25 protein-coding genes and 1 pseudogene are annotated in these 20028 nt (G+C 33.3%); 20 read left to right on the forward strand and 6 right to left on the reverse strand.

Translation table 11 applies throughout. The features are described from left to right. Positions 1-243 precede the first annotated feature (243 nt). The 11 genes and pseudogenes from COI44_RS13830 to COI44_RS13880 all read left to right on the forward strand — a co-directional run bounded on the left by COI44_RS13830 (position 244) and on the right by COI44_RS13880 (position 9416). Positions 244-1980 (forward strand): aromatic amino acid hydroxylase, encoded by a 1737-nt coding sequence (locus COI44_RS13830; protein ID WP_098428485.1) that lies wholly within the window; start codon positions 244-246, stop codon positions 1978-1980. A 108-nt stretch (positions 1981-2088) separates the two neighbouring features. Continuing rightward, the gene (locus COI44_RS13835; protein ID WP_098428486.1) at positions 2089-2457 is read left to right on the forward strand and encodes a VOC family protein; all 369 of its coding nucleotides are present in this window, start codon (positions 2089-2091) and stop codon (positions 2455-2457) included. A gap of 116 nt (positions 2458-2573) precedes the next feature. Further along, complete coding sequence (locus tag COI44_RS13840; RefSeq protein WP_098428487.1) at positions 2574-3365, forward strand: YwqG family protein; 792 nt, start codon at positions 2574-2576, stop codon at positions 3363-3365. Positions 3366-3513: 148 nt separating this feature from the next. Beyond that, positions 3514-4500, forward strand: a complete 987-nt coding sequence (locus COI44_RS13845; protein ID WP_098428488.1) for a GNAT family N-acetyltransferase — start codon at positions 3514-3516, stop codon at positions 4498-4500. 43 nt (positions 4501-4543) lie between these two features. After that, entirely contained in the window at positions 4544-5086 is a 543-nt protein-coding gene (locus COI44_RS13850) for a GNAT family N-acetyltransferase (RefSeq protein ID WP_098428489.1), read from the forward strand. Positions 5087-5111: 25 nt separating this feature from the next. Next, positions 5112-5555 carry an SRPBCC family protein gene (locus COI44_RS13855; protein WP_098428490.1) on the forward strand — a complete coding sequence of 148 codons (444 nt, stop codon included), beginning with the start codon at positions 5112-5114 and terminating at the stop codon, positions 5553-5555. A 2-nt stretch (positions 5556-5557) separates the two neighbouring features. Continuing rightward, a complete protein-coding gene (locus COI44_RS13860) occupies positions 5558-6676 on the forward strand; it encodes a GAF domain-containing sensor histidine kinase (protein WP_098428491.1) in 1119 nt (372 codons plus the stop codon). A gap of 13 nt (positions 6677-6689) precedes the next feature. Next, the gene (locus tag COI44_RS13865) at positions 6690-7337 is read left to right on the forward strand and encodes a response regulator (protein ID WP_098428492.1); all 648 of its coding nucleotides are present in this window, start codon (positions 6690-6692) and stop codon (positions 7335-7337) included. 24 nt (positions 7338-7361) lie between these two features. Then, positions 7362-8315, forward strand: a complete 954-nt coding sequence (gene panE / locus COI44_RS13870) for a 2-dehydropantoate 2-reductase (RefSeq protein WP_098428493.1) — start codon at positions 7362-7364, stop codon at positions 8313-8315. 134 nt (positions 8316-8449) lie between these two features. Continuing rightward, positions 8450-8998, forward strand: coding sequence for an NADPH-dependent FMN reductase (locus tag COI44_RS13875; protein ID WP_098428494.1), 549 nt, complete (start codon positions 8450-8452; stop codon positions 8996-8998). 17 nt (positions 8999-9015) lie between these two features. Further along, positions 9016-9416, forward strand: a pseudogene (locus tag COI44_RS13880) (VOC family protein). Between the two features lie 291 nt (positions 9417-9707). Here COI44_RS13880 and COI44_RS13885 read toward each other — a convergent pair. After that, positions 9708-10151 carry a YmaF family protein gene (locus COI44_RS13885; RefSeq protein WP_098428495.1) on the reverse strand — a complete coding sequence of 148 codons (444 nt, stop codon included), beginning with the start codon at positions 10149-10151 and terminating at the stop codon, positions 9708-9710. A 174-nt stretch (positions 10152-10325) separates the two neighbouring features. Between COI44_RS13885 and COI44_RS13890 the strand changes: the two genes are divergently transcribed. The 4 genes from COI44_RS13890 to COI44_RS13905 all read left to right on the forward strand — a co-directional run bounded on the left by COI44_RS13890 (position 10326) and on the right by COI44_RS13905 (position 12811). Further along, complete coding sequence (locus COI44_RS13890) at positions 10326-10796, forward strand: Lrp/AsnC family transcriptional regulator (protein ID WP_098428496.1); 471 nt, start codon at positions 10326-10328, stop codon at positions 10794-10796. A 10-nt stretch (positions 10797-10806) separates the two neighbouring features. Beyond that, positions 10807-11421 (forward strand): LysE family translocator, encoded by a 615-nt coding sequence (locus COI44_RS13895; protein ID WP_098428497.1) that lies wholly within the window; start codon positions 10807-10809, stop codon positions 11419-11421. A gap of 179 nt (positions 11422-11600) precedes the next feature. After that, positions 11601-12029, forward strand: a complete 429-nt coding sequence (locus COI44_RS13900; protein ID WP_098428498.1) for an Rrf2 family transcriptional regulator — start codon at positions 11601-11603, stop codon at positions 12027-12029. A 140-nt stretch (positions 12030-12169) separates the two neighbouring features. Continuing rightward, entirely contained in the window at positions 12170-12811 is a 642-nt protein-coding gene (locus tag COI44_RS13905; RefSeq protein WP_098428499.1) for an NAD(P)-dependent oxidoreductase, read from the forward strand. A gap of 221 nt (positions 12812-13032) precedes the next feature. Here COI44_RS13905 and COI44_RS13910 read toward each other — a convergent pair whose 3' ends face one another. From COI44_RS13910 to COI44_RS13920, 3 genes are read right to left on the reverse strand one after another with little or no spacing between them, the layout of a single operon-like run. After that, positions 13033-13665, reverse strand: a complete 633-nt coding sequence (locus COI44_RS13910) for a hypothetical protein (protein WP_098428500.1) — start codon at positions 13663-13665, stop codon at positions 13033-13035. Between the two features lie 11 nt (positions 13666-13676). Next, positions 13677-14081, reverse strand: a complete 405-nt coding sequence (locus COI44_RS13915; RefSeq protein WP_098428501.1) for a permease prefix domain 1-containing protein — start codon at positions 14079-14081, stop codon at positions 13677-13679. Further along, positions 14078-14407, reverse strand: coding sequence for a PadR family transcriptional regulator (locus COI44_RS13920; protein ID WP_097973583.1), 330 nt, complete (start codon positions 14405-14407; stop codon positions 14078-14080). Before COI44_RS13920 ends, COI44_RS13915 begins: the two co-directional genes overlap by 4 nt. 239 nt (positions 14408-14646) lie before the next feature. Here COI44_RS13920 and COI44_RS13925 point away from each other — a divergent pair, with 239 nt between their 5' ends. From COI44_RS13925 to COI44_RS13935, 3 genes are all read left to right on the forward strand, one after another. Beyond that, a complete protein-coding gene (locus COI44_RS13925; protein WP_098428502.1) occupies positions 14647-15951 on the forward strand; it encodes an FAD-dependent oxidoreductase in 1305 nt (434 codons plus the stop codon). A 20-nt stretch (positions 15952-15971) separates the two neighbouring features. After that, complete coding sequence (sigJ, locus tag COI44_RS13930; protein WP_098428503.1) at positions 15972-16856, forward strand: RNA polymerase sigma factor SigJ; 885 nt, start codon at positions 15972-15974, stop codon at positions 16854-16856. A gap of 292 nt (positions 16857-17148) precedes the next feature. Then, positions 17149-17937: an EcsC family protein gene (locus tag COI44_RS13935; RefSeq protein WP_098428504.1), complete on the forward strand. Its 789-nt coding sequence runs from the start codon at positions 17149-17151 to the stop codon at positions 17935-17937. Between the two features lie 64 nt (positions 17938-18001). Here the strand turns inward: COI44_RS13935 and COI44_RS13940 are convergent, their stop codons facing one another. Beyond that, positions 18002-18658 (reverse strand): glycosyltransferase, encoded by a 657-nt coding sequence (locus COI44_RS13940; protein ID WP_098428505.1) that lies wholly within the window; start codon positions 18656-18658, stop codon positions 18002-18004. A 144-nt stretch (positions 18659-18802) separates the two neighbouring features. Between COI44_RS13940 and COI44_RS13945 the strand changes: the two genes are divergently transcribed. Next, a complete protein-coding gene (locus COI44_RS13945; protein ID WP_286163932.1) occupies positions 18803-19069 on the forward strand; it encodes a VanZ family protein in 267 nt (88 codons plus the stop codon). Between the two features lie 17 nt (positions 19070-19086). After that, positions 19087-19245 (forward strand): VanZ family protein, encoded by a 159-nt coding sequence (locus COI44_RS24860; RefSeq protein WP_353616017.1) that lies wholly within the window; start codon positions 19087-19089, stop codon positions 19243-19245. Positions 19246-19276: 31 nt separating this feature from the next. On the opposite strand, the gene COI44_RS13955 is transcribed toward COI44_RS24860, so the two are convergent. Then, positions 19277-19987 carry a polysaccharide deacetylase family protein gene (locus COI44_RS13955; RefSeq protein ID WP_098428507.1) on the reverse strand — a complete coding sequence of 237 codons (711 nt, stop codon included), beginning with the start codon at positions 19985-19987 and terminating at the stop codon, positions 19277-19279. Between the last annotated feature and the right edge of the window lie 41 nt (positions 19988-20028).

Below are 20028 nucleotides of genomic sequence, written 5' to 3' on the forward strand. Positions count from 1 at the left end.
CTTCCACATTTCATGTTTGAAAGGGGTGATGTGTTTGGTTGATTATGACTATGTATACCGAATAAAAAAAGATTTTGTAGAAAGAAGGAGTAATTTGGAAAAAGTAGAAATGGTTAAATGATGGAAACTTGCTTAAAAATGCTCAAAAAAGCTTTTAGCAAGATATAGATAGAACGGGTATTTTTAAGAAAGTAGAGTAATAGATTTTTAAGTGAAATAATTTTAAAAAGGGGAATTGATGACATGAAAGAAGCAGCTTTTGAAACAAAAATAATACCACCTCATTTGAAACAATACTTATCGGAGCAAAATTATGATCTTTACACGCCGATTGATCATGCTGTATGGCGCTATGTAATGAGACAAAATCATCACGCATTAAAAGATAAAGCACATTCTGCATTTGTCGATGGACTAAAGATGTCAGGAATTGAAACGGAAAAAATTCCAAATGTAGCTGAAATGAACGAGTGCCTTTCAAAAATCGATTGGGGCGCAGGGATCGTTAATGGATTAATTCCAGGCGCTGCATTTTTTGAACTGTTAGCAAATGGTATTTTACCAATCGCAACTGAAATTAGACAAATCACGAATATAGAATATACACCTGCTCCAGATATTATTCATGAGGCTGCAGGACATGCGCCAATATTATTTGATCCTGTATTTAGAGAATACGTACAAAAAATTGGTTCAATTGGTGCAAAGGCATTTGCTACAAAAGAAAAACAAGAACTATTTGAAGCAGTTAGAAATTTAACGATTGTAATGGAAGATCCAAAATCGACTCCAGAAGAAAAAGCTGCTGCACAAAAATTAGTTGAAGAAAGACAAAAAGCAATAGTTGGAATTTCAGAAGCTGAAAAAATTTCACGCGTATTCTGGAGAACAGTTGAATATGGTCTAATAGGTGAACTAGATAATCCAAAAATTTACGGTGCTGGTTTATTATCATCAGTAGGTGAAAGCACACATTGCTTTACAGATGCAGTTGAAAGACTACCGTTTTCGATTGAAGCTTCTACATTACAACCGAAAAATATAACTGAAATGCAAGCACAATTATTTGTATGCAAAGATTTCGATGAGTTAATGCAAGGTGCTGAAGAATTGGCAAGCACTATGGCATTCCGTGTAGGTGGTACAGAAAGCTTAGATAAAGCTCTTAAATCGAAAAGCGTTGCTACATTTGAATTAAATTCTGGATTAAGTGTAACTGGAATTGTTCATGCAATCGTAAAAGACGAAAACGGTGAAGCAATTTACGTTAATACAACTGGCGAAACAGCACTTTCAATAAAGAATAAGCAATTAGAAGGTCACGGAAAAGACTACCATGCTAAAGGATTTGGTACGCCAATTGGACTTCTAAAAGGAAATATTGAATTAGAAGAATGTGACGATGCTGCACTTGAAAATTTAGGTATTGTCGTAGGGAACTTTGTTGATTTAGAATTCTTAAGCAATGTAAGCGCTTCCGGTAGGATTGTAAATATCATTAAAAATGAAGACAAAGTTGCATTAATCTCATTTGAAGACTGCACTGTTACTTACGAAGGAAAAGAATTATTCAAAAAAGAGTGGGGAACTTTTGATATGGCAGTTGGTTCTCGAATTGAATCAGCATACCCTGGTGCAGCTGACCCAACATCTTACTTTAGTGATTCAATTAAAGAAGTAGAGTTCAAAATGGAAGCACCAGCCCCATTAACTGAATTAGAAAAATTATATAAAGAAGTTAGAGTAATTAGAGAAAAGAATACATTCTGTGATGACTGTATTTCTAAATTAATTGCTGTGCATAATGAGCTTAATCGTGAACACCAAAGTGATTGGTTATTACGTTTAGAATTACTTGAAATTGCAACAGTTAATGCTAAATTAGAGCAAATTGTTGAGCCACTAAAAGCTGAATTGGAAGCATTAAGAAAAGAGGATTCTTTAAAGAATCTTATTACAAATGGCTTAGAGCTAGTATAATATGTAAGAATATTAGGAAAAGCGTTACTTCTATAGAAGTAATGCTTTTCTTATGTATTAGTTCTGGTAATCTAAAGGTATCATTTCATAATGAGAGAGGTGTTAACAGTGGGATTTGAAATAAAAGGAATTGATCATATTCAATTAGTTTGTCCAAAGGGTGGAGAGGACGAAGCTAGAAAATTTTATAATGAAATTTTAGGTATGAAGGAATTGCCAAAGCCGGAAAATTTAAAAGGCAGAGGTGGATGCTGGTTTATTTGTGGTAATCAAGAAATTCATATTAGTATTCAAGAAGATTTTATAGCACCTAAAAAAGCTCACCCTGGTATAATTGTTACAAACATAGAGGCATTAAGAGAGCAACTTCTTCAACTCAAATTTGAAATCAAAGAGGAACCACCAATAGAAGGTCGTACTCGATTTTTTGTAAATGATCCGTTTGGGAATAGAGTCGAGTTTTTAGAATTTCATTAAGCAATAATTGATTAACCACTGTAAATTGACAGTGGTTTTTATTTTTAATTAAATTAAATTGTTAATTTTAAGAAAATTGATATGATTTAATTAACAAATATAAAAGAAGGTGCTTCATGGTTAAACAATTAATTTTACCGAAAGAATTACAAATTTATAAAGAAACAATTGAGTCTACTGTTAAAGATTCAGTTGAAATTGAGCCAATCGTAAGAAAGACTTCTTTAATAGAAAGTAAATTTTCAGGGCACCCTTATTTTCCAGTTAGTATGGAGTATCCAAAGGATGAAAATGATGTGCCTATGAAATTACTTGCTCAGATTAATTTTTCTGAGTTACCAAAATTAGAAAATTTTCCAACATCAGGATTACTTCAATTTTATATTGCTATTGATGATCTGTATGGGCAAGATTTTGATCATCCAACTAGTCAAAAGAGCTTTAGAGTTATCTATCATGAAAGTTTAAATGAAACAAACTTAATTGAGGACTTCTCTTTTATAACTGTAGAAGATGAATTTCCAATTGGGAAAGAAGCTGCAATGCATTTTGAATTAACAGCCCAACCAATATCCCCTGAAGCAATGGACTTTGAAAAAATAAACTTAGACGTACCGTTTGACGCAGAAATTGACAATGACGATTATGAAGAACTTGGTGAGCTTTATTTTGAATATTTTAGTGGAGATGGTCATCGAATTGGAGGATATCCATACTTTACACAATCAGATCCAAGAGAATATATTAAAAAAACTGAAAATCACTCTATCTTGTTATTACAAATTGATAGTGATGATAAAATTGATTGTATGTTTGGCGACGTTGGTGTAGCGAACTTCTTTATTAAAAAAGAGGATTTGTTAAAAAAGGATTTTACGAATGTGCTATACACATGGGATTGTTGTTGAATTTTACTTGATGAAAGAGAGCATTATCCAGCTATAAGCAGGAAGTAGTGCTCTTTTTATGGAACTAGTTATGAGTAAATGAAAAGATAATTTAAATAGTCAGAATTATTAAGTAGTTATACTTGTAAAAGTTGCAAGGAGGTTTGTTATGAAATTTATCGCGTTCGAAAATATACATTTAGATGAAGCGGCTAGTCTTTTGGCTATCCGTCATATGTATGACCGAAGTATAAACCATGAATTACCATCTAAATTTGAAGAGGCTACGTATGCTAAGAAAGCTATTGAGGCGCTTTTAAATGAAAAGGATAGTTTTGGTATTGCTGCGATGAATGGTTCCGAGTTAGTTGGCTATATGATTGGCGCTATTCAAACAGATAAAAATCGGGAACGTCATACTTGGATTAAATATGCAGGAATGGCTATAGCAGAAAGTGAAGATGAAGAATTATATCGTGAATTATATGCAGTGTTTGCCAAGAAAATGGTAGAGCTTGGTTCGTTTAATCATTACGTAATGGTACCAAGTGGAAATAGGTCTACTTTAGATGCTTGGCTTCATTTAGGATTTGCCTTTGAGCAGGTTCATGGTATACGTGATTTGTCGGTTTCTTCGGATAAAGTATTTAAAGATATACAGATGCGAGTGGCTACTAGTGAAGATGAAAAAAGAATACGTGATTTAGCAACTGTGATCATGGAACACCAAGCGAAATCACCGGTATTTGCGCCAGGGTTTATTGAAGAAAGAGATGACTATCAGGAAGGTTACGCAGAAATTATTAATGATGAAGCAGCAACGTTATGGTTAGCACTCTATCAAAAAGAGATTGTAGGTTTCCAAGTATTTGAATCAGCGGCAGCATCTGATGAGAATTTATTAACACCTGAATTTTGCATTAGTTTAGTAGTAGGAGCAACGGTCGAATCTTTTCGTGGAATGGGTGTTAGTACGGCCTTATTACAGCATGGACTTACTTTTGCTGACAAAGAAGGCTATAAACTTTGCGAAACAGATTGGAGAATAACGAATTTAGAATCCTCGAGATTCTGGCCAAAAAATGGTTTTAAACCGATAGCGTATCGTCTAGTCCGTAAGATTGATCCAAGAATAATATGGGCAACAGGCGTTTAATGGGTCAGGAAAAAGCAGGGAAATTAGGGAGTGTAGGAAACAGATGAAATTAGTTGGTAATAATATATATTTAAGACATTTAGAAGTTGCAGATGCAGAGGATTTTTTATCATACGAAGTTCGAAATAGAGAGTTTTTTAAACCTTTTACATATATAAAAGACGAGAGTTTCTATACTTTGGAAGCTCAGCAGGATCGCATTAAGTCATATAAAGAGAAAAGCGACAATGATCTGTATTATGGCTTTGGTATTTTTTTAAAGGAAACAGACGCTTTTATAGGTTTTACGATGCTAGCAGAGGTTTTAAGAGGAGACTTACAAAGTTGTTTCGTTGGTTATTCTTTAGATGAACAACAAAATGGTAAAGGATATACAACTGAAGCAGCAAAGTTAGTTGTAGAATATGCCTTTAATGAATTAAAATTGCATCGAATTGAAGCAGGAGTAATGCCGCATAACATTGGTTCAATAAGAGTATTAGAAAAAGCAGGTTTCCATAAAGAGGGAATTGCTAAGAAAAACGTTCGTATAAATGGGAAATGGGAAGATCACCAAATGCTAGCTATAATTAATGAAAAAGAATAACTATAAAACTTTTGGAGGGATTAATATGAATATTATTAGTTATCCAGATTTATCAAGTAGGCCACATAGTCTCACTGTGGAACGAGTAATGGAAAATTCTATAGATGTGTTGTATGAAGCTTGGACAAAAAGATTTGGTGATTGGTTTGCTGCGCCTGGTTCAGTGATTATGAAGGCAGAGGTTAATTCTGTATTTTTCTTTGAGACGCATTTTGAGGATAAACGTCATCCACATTATGGTCGCTTTTTAAAGCTTGAGCACAATCAACTTGTTGAGATTACTTGGTTCACTTCTGGATCCAAAACGGAGACTGTAATAACTGTGGAGTTTTCAACAAATGAAAGTGGAGCTGCAGTTATTAGATTGACACATGCAGGATTCCCAGATGAATTATCAAGAGACCAACACGAGCAAGCATGGCCGATGGTGCTTGAACAACTTGATCGTCGAATGAAGGAATTAGCATAAGTATGAAAAAAGAATCATTTCTTTTAGAGCTACAAGTATTAAAAGAAATTGCTGAAATATTAAACGAGGGTACTAATTTACACAGTACCCTCAATTGTGCCTTAGCCAAATTAATTCAAGTTACGGGTCTAGATACAGGATGGATTTTTTTAATTGATAAAAATGGGGGCTTCGAATTAGTCGCTTCACATGAATTACCTCCTGCTCTTATGAACGAAGAGGCTAAGCCAATGTGCAATGGAGATTGTTGGTGTGTAGATAAATATAATACCGGAAGACTCAATAAGGCATCAAACATTATGGAATGTAAAAGATTAGAAGACTCAGTTATTCATAATTGGGGAGAAACAAATGGTGTCACTCATCATGCGACTGTACCACTGCAAGCAGGTGAAGAATCTTTTGGTTTATTAAATGTTGCTGCTTCTAATAAATTAAAATTTGATCAGGAAGAATTGAATTTACTAGGTGCAGTTGCGTTGCAAATTGGAACAGCAATTAAACGAATTCAATTAACAGAACAGGTAAAAGAGTTTGAGGTGATTCAAGAAAGAAATCGTCTTGCAAAGGACTTACACGACTCAGTTAGTCAATTATTGTTTTCGATTAATGTAACTGCCAAAGCAGGTGCAAATGTATCCGACAATCTGAAATCAAAGGATACATTTAATCATATTCAACAAATTGCCCAAGAAGCACAAGCAGAAATGAAAGCCTTAATATGGCAGCTTAGACCACAGGGTATTGAAAAAGGAATAGTTAGTGCATTAATTAATTATGGTGAAATGCTAGGCTTAAAAGTAATTAGTAATGTAAAAGGAACAACGATATTACCTTCTAAAATAGAAGAAACGTTATGGCGTGTAGGTCAGGAAGCGTTTAATAATTGTAGAAAACATTCAGGACAAAATACGGTATATTTACAATTATCAATCAGTACAAAGAAAGTAAAAATGACGATTCGAGATCAAGGTGTCGGTTTTATATGCCCAAAGGATGTACAAATTCCAACATTAGGTTTGAAAAGCATGAAGGAAAGAGTCGAATCGATAAAAGGGTCGTTTTTAGTTGAAAGTGATTTGAATAAAGGAACAAAAATTACGACGAATATCCCTTTTTAAAAAGGAGCGTTTTATGTCTATTAAAATAGTAATTGCTGATGATCATCATGTAGTTAGGAGAGGACTTATTTTCTTCTTAAATACGCAAGATGATATCGAAGTTATTGGGGAAGCATCGAACGGAGAAGAGGCATTAAGATTAGTTAAAGAGTTAAAACCTGATATTGTCATCATGGATTTAGCGATGCCAGTTCTAGATGGAATTGAAGCAACCAAAAGAATAAAAATAGAGGGCTTAACAGTTAAAGTAATGATTTTAACTAGTTTTTATGATCAAGATCATATTTTACCTGCAATTGAAGCAGGTGCAGCCGGATATTATTTAAAGGATAGTGACCCAGATGAGCTCGTTTCTGCGATTCGAAAGATACACGATGGGGAAAAACAGTTTCATTCGAAGGTTACGACGCAATTAGTTTCTGCATTAACTGGGAAGATCGAAACGAAGAACGATGAGTCATTTCAAGACAAATTAACTAAGCGAGAAATGGATGTATTGAAGGAAATTACGAGGGGAAAGAGTAATAAAGAAATTGCAGCATCATTATTTATTACAGAAAAAACTGTAAAAACCCATGTTTCGAATATATTAGCCAAGACTCAGCTTCAAGATCGAACTCAATTGGCACTATATGCAGTACGAAATGGGATTATGAATTAGATATTAATAGAAAGGAAGAGTGTTATGCGAATTCTTGTATTAGGAGCTGGAGGAATTGGCGGCTATTTTGGAGGACGCTTAGTAGAAAAAGGAGAAGATGTTACATTTTTAGTACGAGCTAATCGGAAAAAACAGCTAGAGGAAAATGGTTTAGTTATTCGTAGTGTGAATGGTGATTTTTCATTTCAACCGAATCTAATTACTGCAAAGAGTCCTGCCGAGATTTTTGACATCGTGCTTTTCTCGACTAAGTCATATCATTTAAGCGACGCTATTTTGGATGTAAAACCGTTCGTAGGTGATCAAACTGTTATTTTACCTCTTTTGAATGGTATTGCTCATCTAAATCCTTTAAAGCAGGCATTTGGTGACGAAAAGGTTATAGGCGGTTTATGTTTTATCGAAACAACTTTGAATGAAGCTGGGGAAGTTGTTCAAACAAGTAAAGCTGCAAGACTTGTATTTGGTGAATTCTTAAGCAAAGAAACTGATCGTATTAAAACAATTGCTGACGCATTTAGCGGTTCAAAAGCTGACTTTGTCCAAAGTAAGCAGATTGAACGCGATATGTGGCATAAATATTTGTTTATTACTGTAATGTCTGGCGTTACGTCACTTATGCGTGCCCCAATCGGTCCAATTAGAGAAAGTGACGGTGGAAGAGCAACGATCCGTGAGTTATTTGAAGAATGCGCTAATATTATGAGAGCTCATGGTGCACCTATTTCTGAAAATATTGTGGATGAGCATATGAAATCAATCGATGCTCTTGGATATGATATGAAGTCCTCTTTACAGAGGGATATGGAAAAATGGTCATCGGTAGAGGGGGATCATTTGCAAGGGTATTTACTAGAACTTGCAAAGAAAAAGGATATAGCTGCTAAATTACTTGAATTAGTTTATCAAAATATTAAAGTTTATCAAAAAATGAATCAAGATCGTAGTAATCGAGAAACCGAACGTTTATCTGTATGAAATCTACAACTTTAGTTGTAGATTTTTTTCATTTTTATATACTCCTAAACGTGTAGAAAAGTTCTATCAAACGACTGAAGTTCGGACTTTATTAATTGACTATACTAAAGGTACGAATTAAAGGAGTGGAAAATATGAATATTATAATGATTAATGGTAGTCCAAGAAAAGAAGGTCGTACAGGTAAATTAACTACAATTATCTCGAAAAAATACAATGTGAAAACAATTGATTTAAGTGAACTGGTCTTACCAATTTACAATGGTCAAGAGGAGCAAACCGAAATAGCAAATATCCAAAAACTAAGATTACAGCTAGAAAATGCTGATGCTATGATCATTGCAACACCGGAATATCATGGTGGAATGAGCGGAGCATTAAAAAACGCTTTTGACTTTTTAGGTAGTAAGCATTTTAAAGATAAGCCAGTTGCAATATTGGCTGTAGCCGGTGGAGGAAAGGGTGGCATTAATGCACTTAACAATATGAGAATTGTTTTAAGAGCATTATATGCAAATGTTTTATCGAAACAAGTTGTGATTGATCCCTCAGATTTTATATCAGAAGGTACTGCGTTAGAAGAAAATACATCTTATTCAGTAGATAGCTTATTTCAAGAATTGAAGCTCTATATACAAATATCAAAAAAGCTAAATGAAGAATGGGCAGCATCAAACTATTAAAGGAACAGGTGATGACAATGAAAAACTGGGTTCAGTTTAGAATTGCAAGACCTACAAAGCAATTAGCTGAAATAAGTAAGTTCTATGGAGAGGGGCTAGGCTTAAAACGTGTGGGCGGTTTTCAAAATCACGATGGGTACGATGGAATCATGTTTGGATTACCTAATGTTGAATACCATTTAGAATTTACTCAACATATTGATGGAAGCCCATGCCCTGCCCCAACAAAGGATAATCTTTTAGTATTTTATATCCTCATAAAGCTGAAATAGATCTTGTCAAAAACCGATTAAATCATATGGGTTATATTGAAGTTGAACCTGAGAATCCTTATTGGCTCGGAAAAAGTATTACATTTGAAGACCCAGATGGATGGAGAATTGTGTTAATGAATACTGAAGGATTGCGGAATACTTAGGATTTCATTCTAGCTGTAAATAAAAAGGACACGTTGAGAGGACCTTCTATGCAAGGTCCTCTCAACGTGTTGATTATATAACGTATTCAATATTAAAAATGCGAACACTAAAATTGTGATCTTCGTTGATATGGTGGTATTTTTTGCTTATAAAGTAGAGGTTTTAGTTGATATATCGTTAAAATTTGTTGATAAAAGGACCCTATATTTAAGGACCCTAATTTATTGAGAAATGAAATTTATGTATATTATATCTAATAAAATATACATAAAAAGAAAATTAAATCAGCTCTATACTAATGGTCTATCAATTAATGTTGCGAATTCAAGATCGTGTTCATGACCATCATTGATCGTTGTCATCCCTTTGACAAAGTGAACATGCTTACCATTTCCTACAGGTATTGGGGGGCCAGTTTCAATAATAACTTCGTGATGGTGATCTAGAAAATCTGTATTTACTACAATTCGGTGTATATGACTGTGTCTTCCTTTGGGAATGACTTCACTTGTTACTCCAGCAAATCGATGATTATGTCGATCGTCATCTTCTTCTGCTAATTTAGTACTAGCTACAAATTCATGTACATGTGTTTGAGGTTTTTCTTCTTTCTGTTTTTCTTCTGCCTCTTCGTTTGATACTTTTTCTACTTCTTCATTAGACTCTCTTTCTCTTTCTCTTTCTCTTTCTCTTTCCCTTAGCCTTTTTCGATATTCAAACGGGTCTCTTTTCACAAAATGACGCCCCCTTCAATAAAGATTGTCTTCTTTTTTCATCTTATTATGACCGGTAAATAAATATGTATATAAAACGTTAATATTTAGAGATTTTTTTATTAAGAAATATTGAAAAACTTTCATAAAGTAAGTAAAATAAAATAAATACTTATAAAAAGAAGGTTAGAACGGATGGATACTTTCGATTTGAAAATTATTAATCGTTTAATGGATAATTCTAGAATAAAGTGGGCGGATTTAGCTAGTGAGGTTGGCTTGTCAGCTCCGGCTACTGCTGAACGTGTTAACCGATTAGTTGAACAAGGTGTGATTAAAGGGTTTGGTGTGCTAGTTGATGCAGAAAAAGTTGGAAGTGAATTAACTGCGTTTGTAGCTGTTTCGCTTGAGCGACCCGAAAATCGAGCTCCTTTTTTAGAGCTTGTTAATCAATTAGAGGAAGTGCAGGAATGTCACCATATTGCGGGTGAAGATGATTATTTACTAAAAATTAGAAGTAGAAATACAAAAGACTTAGATCGAGTAATTAGCCATGAAATAAAAGGGTTAAAGGGAGTAATAAGAACAAAAACAACAATTGTAATGGATACAACGAAAGAAACATTTCGACTGCCACTACAAAAACATAAATTTTCTATAGAGTAGGGAGGGCAACATGAATCTTGAATTTTATATTAAAGGATTAATAATTGGCTTATCAATTGCTGCACCTGTTGGTCCGATTGGAGTACTGTGTATCCGTAGAACTCTAGCGTATGGAAGAATGGTTGGTTTAGTTTCTGGTCTTGGGGCTGCTACTGCTGATGGTATTTATGGTTTAGTTGCAGGCTTTGGATTAACTGTTATTATGAATTTTTTAATTGGTCAGCATTTTTGGATTCAGTTAATCGGTGGTTTCTTCCTCTGCTATTTAGGTGTAAAAACACTTATTTCAAAAGCCAGTTATACTCAATCTGATACGCAAAAGAAAAATATAATTAATGCGTTTTTATCCGTTTTATTTTTAACGCTAACAAACCCAATGACGATTCTATCATTTATCGCCATTTTTGCAGGATTAGGAATCTCGAATTCAAATAGCAATATTGTTTCTTCCGTCATTTTAGTATTAGGTGTTTTTTGTGGTTCAAGTTTGTGGTGGGTAATATTAAGCAGTGGTGTGGGACTATTTAGATCTCGAATCAATGATCGGTCTTTAACATTAATTAACCGTTTATCAGGTATTATTATTATTATTTTTGGTGGTATAGCTTTATATGGATTAATGTAAAGTAAGCGTAAGAGGGGATTTAGATGTTATTAATAAAAAGTTTAGGAATTACATCATTTATTAAGTAAAGAAAGAATCTATTTACTAGTAGCTTCTTTCCTTTAAGTTTGTGTAAAATAAATAGTATTGACAATTAATAAGCGTTGTAACTATAATAGTTACATCGGAGGTTGAATCCTATGAAAATCAGTAGTCGTTTTACCGTTGCTGTTCATATTTTATCTTTGGTAACGATTGAGAATAGTGCGCTCTGTACTTCCGAATGGATTGCTGGAAGTGTAAATACAAATCCGGTCGTAATTAGAAGAGTAATGGGAAAACTTAAGAATGCTGGCTTAATTCAAGTCCGTCGAGGAACCGGTGGAGCTTCACTTCATAAGCCTTTAAATGAAATTACTCTTTTAGATGTTTATAGAGCGGTTGAAGTTGTAGAAGAAGGAGAACTTTTTCAATTTCATGAGAAACCGAACCCAAATTGTCCAGTCGGTGCTAATATTCAAGCAGTGCTAGAACTAATTTTAAATCGAGCACAAGAAGCAATGGAAAAAATACTGGATGAAATTACTATGGAAGAATTAGTTACAGTATTAAGTAAAAAAATTGGATAATATCATTCAATTTTTTTTGTAAATGATGTAACTATTGTTGTTACATCTATAAATTATATTTTTTTAAACTAGTTGTAACTATTTTAGTTACGACTTTGAGTTCAAAACAACTTTAAAAAATTTAAGGAGGAAGAAAAAACATGAAAATTGGTATTATTGGAGCAACAGGAAAAGCAGGGAACCTTATTTTAAAAGAAGCAGTAGAAAGAGGACATGAGGTAACAGCAATTGTAAGAAATGCATCTAAATTAACAAATAATGAAGTATCTGTATTGGAAAAGGATTTATTAGATTTAAATTCAGCTGACTTAAAACAATTTGATGTTGTTGTAAGTGCATTTAAAGCAGCAGAAGGTCACGAGAATCTTTATATTGAAGCTGGGAATGTTTTAATAAATGCTTTAAAAGGTGTTAACGATACTAGATTAATCGTAGTTGGTGGAGCTGGAAGCTTGTATGTTGATGAAGAAAAAACGATTCAATTAGTTGACACACCTGAATTTCCAAAAGAATATTATGCTACTGCATCAAATATGACTAAAGGTCTTCACGACTTACAAAAAACAACTGATATTAAATGGACATTTATTAGTCCAGCGGCATTTTTTGATCCGAATGGTAAACGTACTGGGGCTTATCAAAAAGGAAAAGACAATTTTATTGTTAATAAAAAAGGTAGTAGCTACGTAAGTTATGCTGACTATGCAATTGCATTATTAGACGAGATTGAAAATCCACAGCATATTAATGAACGATTTACTTTGGTTTCTGAAGCAGAATAAGTTTCAGATGCCCGCCAAACGCTCGCTTTCTGCGTTGCTTCGGCTGTTGAGCGGTGCTCATTACCTACTAAGGTAACTCCGCTCCATACCAGGCTTCACGCCTCGATGAAATCTAGTTTTTGGGACTTTGTCTATACAAAGAAGCGATTCTTTATGAGAATCGCTTTTTTTATTTGTAAAAATAAAATGGACCCTATAGAATGAAGTCCACCAACTATTGCTTATATTTGTTTCTTTTGATAACCATAAAAATACATACTTAGAGGCCACCAAATAACTGCAAAAATTGGATATACAGCCCAAATTGTATCTGGGGATGAAATGATATTTACAATGGTAAAGAAAAGACTAATTAGTATGCTAGCTGTAAATGAAAATGCTACAAAAGAATTTCTATTCGCATGATAAATGGATAACGGCCACCAAATAATTGCAAATGCCGGATATATGACCCAAGGATAATCTGGAGAAGCGATAAAATTCAAAAACCCATAGTATGCGATCGTAATGATACTGCCAAGGAGAGCAATCGGTCGTGTTCTTGCATTCTTACCTAAATACATGAGAATTGGCCAACTAATAATTGGAAAAGCAGCATAGAAAAACCAAAGATAATCAGGTGAGTGAATTAAGTTCTCCGTTAACAAGAAAGCTAGGAGTACGATGCTACTAAAGAGTGAGAATTGCTTCATCGATCTTTTGCCAATGAAATATAAACTAATTGGCCAAAATAAAATGAAAAAACATGGGTAAATGAACCAAATCGTGCTAGGAGATGTAATAAAATTAACGAGCATAAAAAAGACCATCGTCATAATACAGCCTGCAGTTGCAAAACCGATATAATTTTTCACTGTTCTTCACCTCACTTTTTACGTTGCCAGTAGAAATACATTGAAAGAGGCCACCACAATAGACCAAACGTTGGATACACAAACCATATAGTCTTCGGAGTGTAGTAAAAATTAATAAATAAGAAGAAAGCGATTAGTAAGCCACTACCCCAAATTGAATAGGATAAATTTAGTTTTGCAAAATTTGCTTTCTTGCTATCTGGTTTTTTAACACCAAGTTCTCTCTTTAATTCCTCGATGTCTCCAAATTCTACAATTGCTTTGTTTATAGCATCTTCTTCTTCCTTACCATTTTCCATTAAAAACATGACTTTTTCTTCTAAGTTTTGAATGATCTCTTGTTTAACTATTTCTGACTGTTCAGTTTTAGGAACATCTTTAAATAGTTCTTCAATATGATTTCTAATTTTTTTCATTCTATCTCCTCCATGAATAGATCAATAATTTCTTTTACTTCTTGCCATTCTTTTACTAATTCACTTAAATATGCTTTACCTAATGAAGTAATTTTGTAATATTTTCTTTTTCCACCGTGTGTAATATCACCAAAATAAGCTTCCACTAATTCCTTTTTTTCTAAGCGCTGAAATACAGCATATAAAGTTGCTTCTTTTATTTGAAACCGATTATCTGTCCGTAACCCAATTTCTTGAGAAATCTCATATCCATAGCGGTCTTTCTCAGAAATAAGTTTTAATATGATTGAGTCCAGATGCCCGCGTATGATGTCACTTCTAACCATAATTCACCAATTCACCCCTTCTATAATATTATTCTATCTGATAGAGTAATGTTAACAATGATTACTCTATCTGTCAAAGTAATTTTATCTGATTCTGCTTATGACTATTCGACAGAAATGAAATAAGCCCGTCCGAAGCCTAAAAAAAATTATTTTTCCTAGTCCTGCTCTACTATATGTCACATTTTTTGTATTTCATTCGTCTTAATTAGTGAAGAAAAGGAAAGGGAGAGATTATTATGAATTTAAATCAAATAGATGGTCATCAAAAATGGGATGTTACTGTATTAGGTGGAGGGATTGCTGGGTTAACTGCAGCGATCTACTTAGCTCAAGCAGGTAAAAAAGTACTTCTATTGGATAAAGCATCTAAATTAGGTGGGAGAGGTATTTCGAATACAATTGGCGATGCACATTTAAATCTTGGAGCACACGCATTATATACAAACTGTATCGACATTTTAAATGAAGTAGGTGTTACTGTTTCTGGCAAACTTCCAAAATTGAGTGGTGCATTTATTCTTGGCGATCAATCTAATCAAATGAAAATAATCGAGGCATTCAATTTATTTTTAGGTAATCATTTAAAATGGAAAGAAAAAATGGAATTTATTCGATTTTACCGACATATTCGTAAAATGGATTTGGATGAAATCAATCATATTAGTTTAGAAGAATTTTTAAATAGTAAACTAACAAGTCGTCGAGTAAAGAATTTAATTTTAGCTTTTATTCGCGTATCTACGTTTACAAGTAATTCTGAATTGATAAGTGCAAGAGTGGCAATTGGTCAGCTTCGTAGTGCTAAAGTATTATATATAAACGAAGGATGGCAATCAATTGTTAACGACCTCATTAAAAAGGCGAATCAACTTGGTGTTACGATTCAAAATAGTACAGTAGTGTCTAAAATTACTGGCTCTTATCCAAACATAAATCTTATCTTGAAAAATGATACTAGAATCAACACCAGCTGTTTGTTATCAACAATTAATCCGATTGATTTAGTTAAGTTAATAGATGAGCCAATCTCTGATTCATTTTTGCAAAAATGTAATCAAATGATTCCAGTAAAAGCTGCATGCCTTGACCTTGTAATGAAAGGCTTACCAAATCCAAAACTTAACTTTGCTTTAGGTGTTGATCAACCATGGTATTTTTCAAATCATTCATCAGTAGCTAAATTATCGAATAAAGAAGGCGAAATTGTAGTTCATCTAATGAAATATTTAAACTCAGTCAACGAAACAGATTCTCGAAAAGATGAGGAAGAACTAGAAAGCTTACTTGATTTGCTTCAACCAGGTTGGAGAGACTATGTAATTTCACGACGCTATCTTCCTAAGCTTATCGTTTCTAACGATATAAAAAAGCCATTTCATAAATTAGACAATCATTTATCAAATAGTGATATTGGCTTGGAAGGCATTTATATTGCAGGAGACTGGGTGGGTGAGACAGAACTTCTATTGAATGCATCTCTAACAAGTGTTAAAAATGCTACTAAACTAATAAATGAGAAGCTTGAACTTCAACTATTTTAAAATAGAGGAGAAGATACTTCATGGAAGTAGACTATCTATATTCTCAATATAAGCCACTTTTATTTTCAATCGGATATAGTATGCTAGGATCGGTTGAGGATTCGGAGGATTTGGTACAGGATACTTTTCTCACAGTTCAAAAGATGAATCAATCCATCAAAAAAGAACAGCCGAATAATATAAAAGCATTCTTATGTAAAATAATGACAAATCGTTGCTTGGATCTATTAAAATCCTCAAAAAATAAACGCGAAGTTTATATAGGACCGTGGCTTCCAGAACCGATTATTCAAAACCTACCTGAAGATTTAAATGATGATCCGATGGAAAAGATGATTTTAGATGAAACGATAACCTATGCATTTTTAGTTTTACTTGAACAGTTAAATCCAACCGAAAGAGCAGTATTTGTATTACGTGAAGCCTTTCAGTTTGACTTCCGGACAATCGCTAATATTTTAAATAAGACCGAATTGAATTGCCGTAAAATATTCAGCAGACTTAAGCGCAAAGTTCAAAGTAAGGATGTAGTGGAAAAACGAAATCTAAATCAAGAGCTAGACATTGCAAAACGATTTATTGAAGCTGCGGAAACAGGTAATTTAGATATGCTAATATCACTTTTAACGGAGGATATCGTACTAATTACAGACGCCGGTGGCAAAACGAAAGCTGCTCTTCGCCCAATCAATCTACAGAAAAATGTTGTTGCATTCCTTGTTGGTGTTAGGAAGAAAATTAACTCTCCATCCGAAACCGATATTGTTTTGATCAATAATCAAATTGGTTTAATTGTTAAAAGTGAAGGTGACGAGCCAACCGTAATTTGTTTTGAAATAGATGGAGACCGTTATCGTAGTATTTATATGCTTCGAAATCCTGAAAAAATAAGATTTTTAAGTTGAGTACTAGGAACATTTTAAACATTAGAACAGGGGATCCCACTTTTTATGGGATTCCTTGTGTTTATATAAGCAGGAAAAAAGAGATTTAGTAACTCATAAGGTGTTCATGAGTAAGTAAAACAGCAAAAAGAAGAGATTTAGTAACTCATAAGATATTCATGTGTAAGAAAGATGAAATATCTTAACTCATAAAGGGCTTATGAGATAGCCCTTTTTATTTTTGGTTTTTTTCACAAAAAGCTTTATAGTTTTAGTAGTTACTATGTTTAGATTAAAAATTATAGGAGTGTTTATGGAAACGAAAGAGTATCTAATAACGCAGCTTAATGAAATTGAAAAATGGGAGAAGGATCAGAAAAGCGTATTTTTTTGGGAGAAAATCGGTAGAATTCCATTTATGATCATGGATAAAATTACACCTAAGTTCGTTCACGATAAGATCGGAATTATTTTAGATGAGCTATCTAAGTATGTGAATGCTGGTGGTCAATATTTAGTTAGTGTTCCTTCAACTCTAACTAGGATGGGTAAGGAGCTTTCTATTGAAGAACTAACCGAAATTGAAATGGTCAATCAACTTAGTCTTGAGCAAATGGATCGTGTTTCGAATGATTTTATTGCTAGTCGTAAACAATTTGCAAAAGTCCAAGGAGCGACAACAGGTTTTGGTGGAATGTTTACGATAGCGATCGATATCCCAATCTTATTAGGACTTACATTAAAGACACTTCAAGAAATAGCAATTTCTTATGGTTATGATCCAAATGATCAAATGGAGAGAGTATTCATTATTAAATGCTTACAATTTACATCTGCTGATATAGTCGGTAAAAAGGCGATATTAGAAGAATTAACAAATATTGAAGGAAAAAAAGCCTTTTCTCAAATTGAAGGTTGGAGAGAAGTTTTTTATACATATCGTGATAACATGGGATGGAAAAAGCTATTTCAGATGGTTCCAATTGCAGGTTTAATATTTGGTGCATATGTAAATAAACAAGCTATTGAAGATGTTGGCGAGGCTGGTAGAATGTTTTATAAAAAAAGACGGATCATGGAAAGATTGCATGATTTAAAATAAGCAGAAAAAAGATGAATTTAGTTTCGCTAAATTCATCTTTTTTGCTAATTAATCAAACGTTTGTTTAAGATTTAAATTTATTCGGGAATTGCTTAATAATGCCTGAAGAAATTGTATCAGCTATAGGAATCATATGTTGAAGACCAGCATCAAATGCTTTTACATTGCCGTCCCAGTCCATTTTTATTCTAGTTACAGCTTCATTAGTTACCATTTTTAAATGTGTATATAGTAAGTCTTTTAAAGCTTGGTTTGTCCAATTTTGATTTGCTTTACTTAAAAGTGCTGCAATATCATCTGCATTTTTAAACCAAGTGTCGTTCAAAGTTTTTAAAGTTGCCATATCATTTGCTTTCGCAGCATCAATAATCTTACCAGCGATTACAATGTGGTCGGTAAGTAATTTAGCAAGTTGATCTCCAGCGGCAGCACCATAAAATGGTTTAATTGCATTCCCAATATCCTGTTGATTTCTTAAGAGTCTTGCAAGTACTACATCCTTATCTGGCATTCCAGCAACAGCACTAACAATATACTTACTAGTCCAAATTAAATGATCCATCCAAAGCTTTCTCATATCTGCTTTGAAATTACATGCCGAGTTACTTATGCATCTTCCATGAACTCGTGTATCTACTTGCTCTGCACTGGATTTAATAGGGGATAAAACAAGTGCAAAACATAAAAATAGAGATGTGAATTTTAGTAATTGCTTCTTCATCTAGATGTCTCCTTTGAAATGTTTTCAAAAAGTACCAGTATTATTTTGGATTTTTTTTTAAGTAATATTCAAAGTTTTTACATTTAGTTCATTTGTATATGGAAAACATCAAAAATGATTAGATGTGCTATATAAAAAATAGTAATATGTCTCGTCGATTTTACTTTGTTCCCATTTCCTTATCAAAAATATCTAATTCAAGTCATGATTGAGGATCACATGGGATATACAAATAATTTTGTCCCCTTTAAAGTAGTTGTAGATTCAATAAGATATGGATCATTTTCAATTGCTCTAAAGCAAGTTGGCGGAAATATTCTCTTATTTATGCCATTAGGATTTGCTTTGCAAGTTCTTTATCCGAAGATCTTGAAAAGTAAAACGATATTAGTTGGTTTTACTTTACTATAAGTTTAGGGATTGAAATAATCCAAGGAACCACTGGATTTTTTCTTGGATATAATTATCGATCATGCGACATTGATGATTTATTATTAAATACATTTGGCACTGTGTTAGGAGTCGTAGTCTTTAGTTTAAGTACTAAATTATCTATTAAACCAGGACTATTAGAAGAAAATCGTTAATCAATATATAAAAAAGACAAGGAGCATAATGCTACTTGTCTTTTTGTAACTTCTGAAGCTCTTTCACTGTCACAAATTTATATCCATCTTTCGATAATAAATCCAATATACCCTTAATCGTTTCTAATTCTTTACCAGTTTTATCATACATCGGATGAATTAAAATAATTGAGCCTGGTTTAATATTGTTCTTTACATAGTTTATTTTGTCTTGAGGATTTGTGTAAAAAGTATCTGGCTCTAAATTCCATGTAATTGTTTCTCGGTGATGTTTATGCATGTAATACGGTAAGCCGAATATTTTTTTCCCATTTGGTGGACGGAACTCGATTTCTCCTTTATAGCCAGCTTTTCGAATTAGTCTATCTGTCTTTTCAATTTCATTTTTGATAAATGAAGGTGATTTTAGCACCATTCTGTCATGAGAATATGTATGGTTTCCAACTTGTTGCCCTGCATTCACAATTTTTTTAGTTTCCTCGGGATTCTTTTCAATTTCATTCCCGATTAGAAAAAAAGTAGCTTTTGCATTGTATTGATCTAAAAGTGGTAGAATGTCATCAACATTTTTAGTTGGACCGTCATCAAAGGTTAAAGCGACTACTTTTTGGTTAGTATGTACTTCATTTGTTAATCCTCCAAAAAGCTGAAAAGATCTTGCGTTCATTAGCTTGTACAATCCAAATAAGATAAGAAACAAAATTAGAATACTTGCACTTATTTTCAGTAGTCTTTTTTTCATCTATTTTACCTGTCTTTCTAGTTATTGAAAATTAAACATAA

Origin of the sequence: Bacillus sp. AFS088145 (assembly GCF_002564465.1) — a bacterium.
GTDB lineage: Bacteria > Bacillota > Bacilli > Bacillales > Bacillaceae_G > Gottfriedia.

Excerpts from the sequence above, each read along its gene's own strand:
- COI44_RS13830 (WP_098428485.1), top strand. The coding sequence starts at position 244 with ATGAAAGAAGCAGCTTTTGAAACAAAAATAATACCACCTCATTTGAAA.
- COI44_RS13840 (WP_098428487.1), top strand. The coding sequence starts at position 2,574 with ATGGTTAAACAATTAATTTTACCGAAAGAATTACAAATTTATAAAGAA.
- COI44_RS13845 (WP_098428488.1), top strand. The coding sequence starts at position 3,514 with ATGAAATTTATCGCGTTCGAAAATATACATTTAGATGAAGCGGCTAGT.
- COI44_RS13850 (WP_098428489.1), top strand. The coding sequence starts at position 4,544 with ATGAAATTAGTTGGTAATAATATATATTTAAGACATTTAGAAGTTGCA.
- COI44_RS13855 (WP_098428490.1), top strand. The coding sequence starts at position 5,112 with ATGAATATTATTAGTTATCCAGATTTATCAAGTAGGCCACATAGTCTC.
- COI44_RS13860 (WP_098428491.1), top strand. The coding sequence starts at position 5,558 with ATGAAAAAAGAATCATTTCTTTTAGAGCTACAAGTATTAAAAGAAATT.
- COI44_RS13865 (WP_098428492.1), top strand. The coding sequence starts at position 6,690 with ATGTCTATTAAAATAGTAATTGCTGATGATCATCATGTAGTTAGGAGA.
- panE (WP_098428493.1), top strand. The coding sequence starts at position 7,362 with ATGCGAATTCTTGTATTAGGAGCTGGAGGAATTGGCGGCTATTTTGGA.
- COI44_RS13875 (WP_098428494.1), top strand. The coding sequence starts at position 8,450 with ATGAATATTATAATGATTAATGGTAGTCCAAGAAAAGAAGGTCGTACA.
- COI44_RS13890 (WP_098428496.1), top strand. The coding sequence starts at position 10,326 with ATGGATACTTTCGATTTGAAAATTATTAATCGTTTAATGGATAATTCT.
- COI44_RS13895 (WP_098428497.1), top strand. The coding sequence starts at position 10,807 with ATGAATCTTGAATTTTATATTAAAGGATTAATAATTGGCTTATCAATT.
- COI44_RS13900 (WP_098428498.1), top strand. The coding sequence starts at position 11,601 with ATGAAAATCAGTAGTCGTTTTACCGTTGCTGTTCATATTTTATCTTTG.
- COI44_RS13905 (WP_098428499.1), top strand. The coding sequence starts at position 12,170 with ATGAAAATTGGTATTATTGGAGCAACAGGAAAAGCAGGGAACCTTATT.
- COI44_RS13915 (WP_098428501.1), bottom strand. The coding sequence starts at position 14,081 with ATGAAAAAAATTAGAAATCATATTGAAGAACTATTTAAAGATGTTCCT.
- COI44_RS13920 (WP_097973583.1), bottom strand. The coding sequence starts at position 14,407 with ATGGTTAGAAGTGACATCATACGCGGGCATCTGGACTCAATCATATTA.
- COI44_RS13925 (WP_098428502.1), top strand. The coding sequence starts at position 14,647 with ATGAATTTAAATCAAATAGATGGTCATCAAAAATGGGATGTTACTGTA.
- sigJ (WP_098428503.1), top strand. The coding sequence starts at position 15,972 with ATGGAAGTAGACTATCTATATTCTCAATATAAGCCACTTTTATTTTCA.
- COI44_RS13935 (WP_098428504.1), top strand. The coding sequence starts at position 17,149 with ATGGAAACGAAAGAGTATCTAATAACGCAGCTTAATGAAATTGAAAAA.
- COI44_RS13940 (WP_098428505.1), bottom strand. The coding sequence starts at position 18,658 with ATGAAGAAGCAATTACTAAAATTCACATCTCTATTTTTATGTTTTGCA.
- COI44_RS13955 (WP_098428507.1), bottom strand. The coding sequence starts at position 19,987 with ATGAAAAAAAGACTACTGAAAATAAGTGCAAGTATTCTAATTTTGTTT.